General features: G+C 74.5%; 2 protein-coding genes and 1 pseudogene. 2 read left to right on the top strand and 1 reads right to left on the bottom strand.

Annotation, left to right across the window (positions count from 1 at the left end; translation table 11 throughout):
* Nucleotides 1–881, top strand: a pseudogene (locus Q8W71_RS32205) (IS630 family transposase); the annotation flags it as partial.
* 11 nt (nt 882–892) lie between these two features.
* Here the strand turns inward: Q8W71_RS32205 and Q8W71_RS32200 are convergent.
* Entirely contained in the window at nt 893–4,330 is a 3,438-nt protein-coding gene (locus Q8W71_RS32200; RefSeq protein ID WP_305529404.1) for an SbcC/MukB-like Walker B domain-containing protein, read from the bottom strand.
* A 648-nt stretch (nt 4,331–4,978) separates the two neighbouring features.
* On the opposite strand from Q8W71_RS32200, the gene Q8W71_RS32195 reads away from it, so the two are divergent.
* The gene (locus Q8W71_RS32195) at nt 4,979–5,911 is read left to right on the top strand and encodes a transposase (protein ID WP_305526449.1); all 933 of its coding nucleotides are present in this window, start codon (nt 4,979–4,981) and stop codon (nt 5,909–5,911) included.
* Nucleotides 5,912–5,932 lie beyond the last annotated feature (21 nt).

Here is a 5,932-nt window from a genome sequence, read left to right as displayed (position 1 = left end):
GAGGGGCTGGCGGGTCTGCGCGACCGCCAGGCACCGGGCCGCTCCGCCAAGCTGACGCCCGAGCAGAAGCAGCAACTGGCGGCCCTGGTCGAGGCGGGGCCGGACGTCGACAAGGATGGCGTCGTGCGCTGGCGCCGGGTCGACCTGCAGGCGCGGATCAAGGAGTTGTTCGGGGTCGAGATGCACGAGCGCACGGTCGGCAAGCACCTGGCGGCACTGGGCTTCGTGCGGCTGTCGGTGCGCCCGCAGCATCCCAAGGCCACCGACGAGACCCAGCAGGCTTTTAAAAAAACTTCGCCGCGCGCGTGGCGGAGATCCTGCCCGAGCCCGCCCGCGACAAGCCGCTCGAGATCTGGTTCCAGGACGAGGCGCGCGTCGGCCAGCAGGGCACGCTGACGCGGGTCTGGGCGCGCAAGGGCACGCGCCCGCGGGCGCCGCGCGACCAACGCTACAAGTGGACGTATGTGTTCGGGGCGGCCTGCCCAGCGCGCGGCACCAGCGCGGCCCTGGTGCTGCCGACGGTCAACACCACGATGATGTCGCTGCATCTGGCTGAGATCAGCAAGCAGGTCGCGCCCGGCGCGCACGCGATCCTGGTTCTGGACGGTGCCGGCTATCACGGCACCGCCAAGACGCGCCGACCGCGTGGCCTGGTGGTCCCGGACACCATCACGTTGCTCCACCTGCCGGCCTCATCGCCCGAGCTGAACCCGATGGAGCTGGTCTGGCAGTACCTGCGCCAGAACAAGCTCGCCAACCGGGTCTTCCGCGACTACCGACAGATCGTCGACGCCTGCTGCGACGCTTGGAACTTCTTCGCCAACGACCCAGACCTCGTTACATCCATGACCTCGCGTGACTGGGCACAGGTCAACATCTAGGGCCATTGGTATCACTCCGCGGCGTCCGCCTCGCGGTAGCCGTCGATCCCCCGGTGCTCGGGGTTGATCTCCCGCAGCGCCCGGCGCGCCGCCTCAAGCGGGTGCTCGGACTCGATCCGCACCGCGCGCAGGTCCGGGCTCTTGTAGACCGTGACCACCGTGTCCATCACCTCGGTCAGCGTCGTGCGCTTGTCCTCGGGCGCGGCGATCAGGAGCTGGAGCCCCCAGGCCCGGTAGAGGTCGACCAGCGCCTGGCTGTTGCGCACGTCGAGCTTCGAGAACGCCTCGTCCAGCAGGCAGAGGCCGAGGCCCGGGTTCTCGTCGCCGGGCCGGTCGCCGGGATAGTAGGCGCTGGCGAGGGACGCCGCGATGGCGACGTAGAACGGCGCCTGCGCCTCGCCCCCCGATCCGCGCAGCGCCCGCGCCGACATGGTGGTGCGGTTGCCCGCCCGGTCGCGCATGCCGATCTCGTAGACGAAGTAGTTGCGGTAGTCGGCGAGCCGCCCCGCCTCCTCCGCGCCGGCGATCAGCGCGGTGATCTCCTCCAGGGCCGCCGCCATCGGCCCCTCCACCGCGCCGGACAGGAGCGCCTGCGCGGCTTCCGGCGAGCGCGCGGTCTCGACGGCGAGCGCGTGGACGGCGGCGTAGCGCCGGTCGACCGCGGCCTCGAAGGCGTAGATCTGGCCGGTGAAGCTCTTGGCCGACAGGCGCTCATTGAGGCCCGCGAGCCGGGCGTGGACCCGCTCGAACCGGTCGGCGAGCCGGGTCAGCAGATCCTCGGTCATCAGCCGGCGCATCTCGGCCTCGGCCCGCTCGGCCTGGGCGCGGTAGCGGCGCAGCTCGTGCCCCTCCACCGCCTCGTACTCGCGCCGGACCCACGCGTAGCCCTGGATCGCCGGGGCGTCGCCCTCGCGCAGGGGATTCTCGATCCGCCACGCGGCGCAGGCCTCGGCCAGTTCCCGCTCGGCGACCCGGCCGTGCGAGCGCGCCGCCTCCGCCGCCTCGCGGGCGCGGCTGCGCTCGGCCGACGCCAGCGCGGCGGCCGCCTTGGCGTCGAGGCCCGCCAGCGCCCGCCGGGCCGCGGCGACCGCCGCGGGCTCGAAGGCCTGCGAGCGGGCGAGCCGCACCCGCATCGCGTCGCCGCCGACGAGCCCGCGGAACGCCGCGCGGCGGCCGGCGAGGCCGGCCCGGGCGGCCTCGCGGGTGGTGCCGAGCCGGGCGCGCAGCGCCGCCTCGTCGGCGAGCATCCGGTCGAGCTTCGGCTCCAGCTCCTCGGACAGCTCGCGCAGGTAGGCGACCCGCTCCGCGGTGAGCGCCGCGACCTCGGCGGTGAGCCCGGCGGTGTCGCGCCGCTCGATCGCCTCGCGCTCCGTTTGAAGCGTGCGCCGCCGACCCTCCAGGCCGTCGAGTTCGCCGCGCAGGACGTCGACGTCGTCGAGGCCGCGGGCGATCCGGGCGCGGATCGCGGCCGCGGTGCGGGCGGCCTCGCGCAGGACCGCCGCCTCGCCGCGCAGGCGTTTGGCTTCCGTCACCGCCGCCTCGTGGGCGCGGCGGCTCTCCGGGGTCGGCCCGCGATGGCCGCGGGTCATCAGCAGGTCGACGCCGCGCGTGACCGTGTAGGCCATGCCCGCGGTGGTGCGCCCGCTCGGGGCCACCGCGCGGGTCAGGTGTGCGAGTTCGGCGTCGTTCCTGGCGAGGTCGTAGCCGCCGAGCCGGACGCCCAGGAACGCCTCGGCGTGCGGGTCGCTGGTCTCGATCACGGTCAGCGGGCCGTCGTCGTAGCGGCGGGCGCGCTGGCGGGCGGTGTCGGTGGTCTTGACCAGCACGCAGCGGTGGAACCGGTCGCGTCCGGCCTGGAGCACGCCGAACGCCTCGTTCAGCCGGTCGGGGGCGACGATCAGCGCCTCGCGGGCGCGGCCGAGCAGTCCTTCCAGCGCCGGCCCCCAGGTCGGGTCGACGATCTCGGCGACCTCGCAGACCGGCGTCGCGTCGATGCCCCGCCGCTCCAGCTCGGCCCGGAAGGCGAGGGTGTCGGAGGACAGGCGCGCCGCCGGTCCGGCGCCGGTGCGCGGCGCGGTCCGCTCGGCCTCGGCCTCCTGCTGGCGCGCCTTCAGGGCGGCGTCCTCGGCGGCCCGCTCCAGCGCCTCGTCGAACTCGGGCAGCCGCGCCAGCCCCTCGACCAGCTCGGCGAGCGGGCCCTCGGGGCGCAGGGTCTCCTCCGGGGGCGCCTCGCGGCGCAGGCCGGCGCGGGCGCAGGTCTCGGCGAGGCGCGCGGCCTGCGGCGCGAGGGTGCGCAGGACGGGGGCGACCGTCTGGAGCCGGCCCATCTGCCCGACGAGGCCGACGAGGTCGGCGAGGCGGGCGACGAGGTCGCGCCGGTCCCGCTCCAGCATCGACAGGCCGAGGGTCGAGGCGGCGAGCCGCCCCTCGGTGGCGGTGCCGGCGAGCAGGGCCTTCTTCTCGGCGATCTCGCCGTCGATGTCGCGCACGAAGCCGCGGCTCGCGGTCACGCGTTCGCGGGCGATGCGCAGGGCGTCGGAGCCCTCGCGCAGCCGGCCGCGCACGGCGGCGAGGTCGAGGGTGCGGCGGCGCAGCTCGGCGCCGGCCGCGCGCAGCTCGTGGTCGGCCGCCTCCAGCACCGCCACGCCCCAGGCGTCGTAGCGGTCGCGCAGGCGCTTCAGGCGGGCGAGCCGGGCCTCCAGCTCGCCGATGGTCTCCAGGAGGCGCCGCCAGTTGGCGATCGACTGGCGCACCCGCTCGACGTCCAGCGGCTCCGGGTCGAGGACGAAGGCGCGCACGAAGGCGCTGGTGTCGAAGATCGGCTTGAACGCCACCGCGTTGGCGAAGCTGCGCAGGAAATGCCGCGGCTCCGGGGCGGGCGCCCCCTCGCGCAGGGTCGCCAGGAGATCGGCGGTGAAGCGCTCGCCCGAGGTGCGGTACTCGGTGAAGCTCTCGGCCCGGGCCTTCAGGTCGGCGGCGATCTCGGCCCACGGGGCGGTGAAGGTGCCGGCACCCGTGGAGCGCGCGTGGTCGTGGATCGCGAAGCGGTGGCCGACCGCGATGAAGCGCGACAGCACCGTCTCCTTCGGCTCGTCGGCGCGGGCGGCGAGCGCGAGGCCGACGGTGACGACCCGGCCCGAGACCGGGTTCTCGAACACCAGGGCCAACACCGTCTCGCAGGCTTCCCGCGTCGGGCGGCCGCCCTCGGCCGGGTCGCTGATCCAGCCGAGGCAGTAGTCGCGCACGGTGCGCGCGCTCCGGCCCGAGGCCGAGGCGTTGAGCGCCAGCCGGCTGGCGTTGTTGCCGGCGAGCACGGTGCCGACCGCGTCGAAGATCGTCGACTTGCCCGCCCCCGTCGGCCCGACGAGCGCCGCCGCGCCCCGGATCCGGATCTGCTCGCGCCGGATCAGGTACCAGTTGGAGAGGGCGATGTCGGTGAGGAGATACAAGAGGTCGGGGCCGCGCCCGCCACCCTCGGGGGCGGGCTCAGTTGGCCGGTCTCGGTCCATGATGCAAGCTTGAGGGGTCTCGGGCGGGGCGCGAAGCCCCGATCCTCGGGAGAAGGGACGGTTCCGGCGGCCGCGCCGTCCTCGCGGGCGCGGCGGAGCGGCCGACGAGACGGGCAGCGGGGGAGGCTGCGGCCCGGGGTGGAACAGTGGGCGTCGCGGGGCTATCACGGCGCGACCCGTCGCGCGAGCCGGGGTCCGCCGGCACCGGAGCGCGGGCTCGGGCTGCTCCCGCTCTCGCATCCCGATCGCCCGCGACCGCGCGGTCCACCCGGAGGCACGACTCAGGGCGGCGCGTGTTCTCCGGAGATGCCGCCGCCGGTTTGCTTCGCTCCGCTCGCGAGGACCACGGTCCACGGCAGTTCGGCGTTTGCGTCGGCGTTTGCGTCGGCTGATCCCACCCATCCCCCTCATCCTTGTAAGTCTTCGCGCATCCGATCTGGTAAGGTCGGATCTGCGGCGGCGGGCAGGACCCCGGCTCATCCTGGGGCATTGAAGCCCGCACCTCAGCTTGGGAGCCTGCCCGCCCATTCCACGACCCCGGACAGTCGCTCGGGCCGCAAGAGCCCGGTTGCGCAAGGGTGGGGCGGAATGGCGCTGGTGTGTGTCGGCATCGACGTGTGCAAGGCGCGGCTGGACGTGCATGTCCTGCCGCAGGGTCAGGCCTTCGCGGTTGCCCGCGACGGCACGGGCCTGAACGATCTGGTGACGCGCCTGCAGGCGCTGGGGCCGGATCTGGTGGCGATCGAGGCGACCGGCGGCTTCGAGCAGGTGGCGGCGGCAGCCCTGGCGGGCGCGGGTCTGCCGCTGGTGGTGGTCAATCCGGCCCAGGTCCGGCACTTCGCCAAGGCGTTGGGCCAGCGGGCCAAGTCGGATCCGATCGACGCGGCCGTGATCGCCCGGTTCGCGGCCGCCACGCAGCCGGCGGTGCGGCCGCTGCCGGATGCGGCCACGCGGATGCTGGCGGATCTGGTCGCCCGGCGCCGTCAGATCGTCGAGATGCTGGCGTCCGAGAAGAACCGGGCCCCGCGCACCGAGGCGGCGCGGATCGCCAGGAGCATCGCCCGGCTGATCAAGGCGCTGGAGAAGGAACTCGCCGCGATCGACGCCGAGATCGACACGGGCGTGCGCGGCTCGCCGGCCTGGCGCGCCACCGAGGACCTGCTCGCCTCGGTGCCGGGGGTCGGGCCGGTCACGGCGCGCACGCTCCTGGCCGAGCTGCCCGAACTCGGCCGGCTCAAGACCAAGCAGATCGCCGCGCTGGCCGGCCTCGCCCCGTTCGTGCGCGAGTCCGGCAAGGGGAAGGGCCGCGCCATGGTGTCGGGCGGGCGCAAGAGCGTGCGCACGGCCCTGTTCCTGGCAGCCCTCACCGCCTGCCGGCACAACCCCGTGCTCAAGCGGTTCCGCGACCGGCTCGTGGCCGCCGGCAAGCCCAAGATCGTCGCCGTCGTCGCCGTCGCCCACAAGCTCCTCTCCATCCTCAACGCCATGATCCGGGACCAGAAACCATGGCAACCCGCTTGACAGCCAACACAGTCGCTGAGG

The sequence above is a fragment of the Methylobacterium amylolyticum genome, assembly GCF_030700245.1.
Classification (GTDB): Bacteria; Pseudomonadota; Alphaproteobacteria; order Rhizobiales; family Beijerinckiaceae; genus Methylobacterium.
This window is presented reverse-complemented; position numbering and strand designations above follow the sequence as displayed.

Excerpts from the sequence above, each read along its gene's own strand:
- Q8W71_RS32195 (WP_305526449.1), top strand. The coding sequence starts at position 4,979 with ATGGCGCTGGTGTGTGTCGGCATCGACGTGTGCAAGGCGCGGCTGGAC.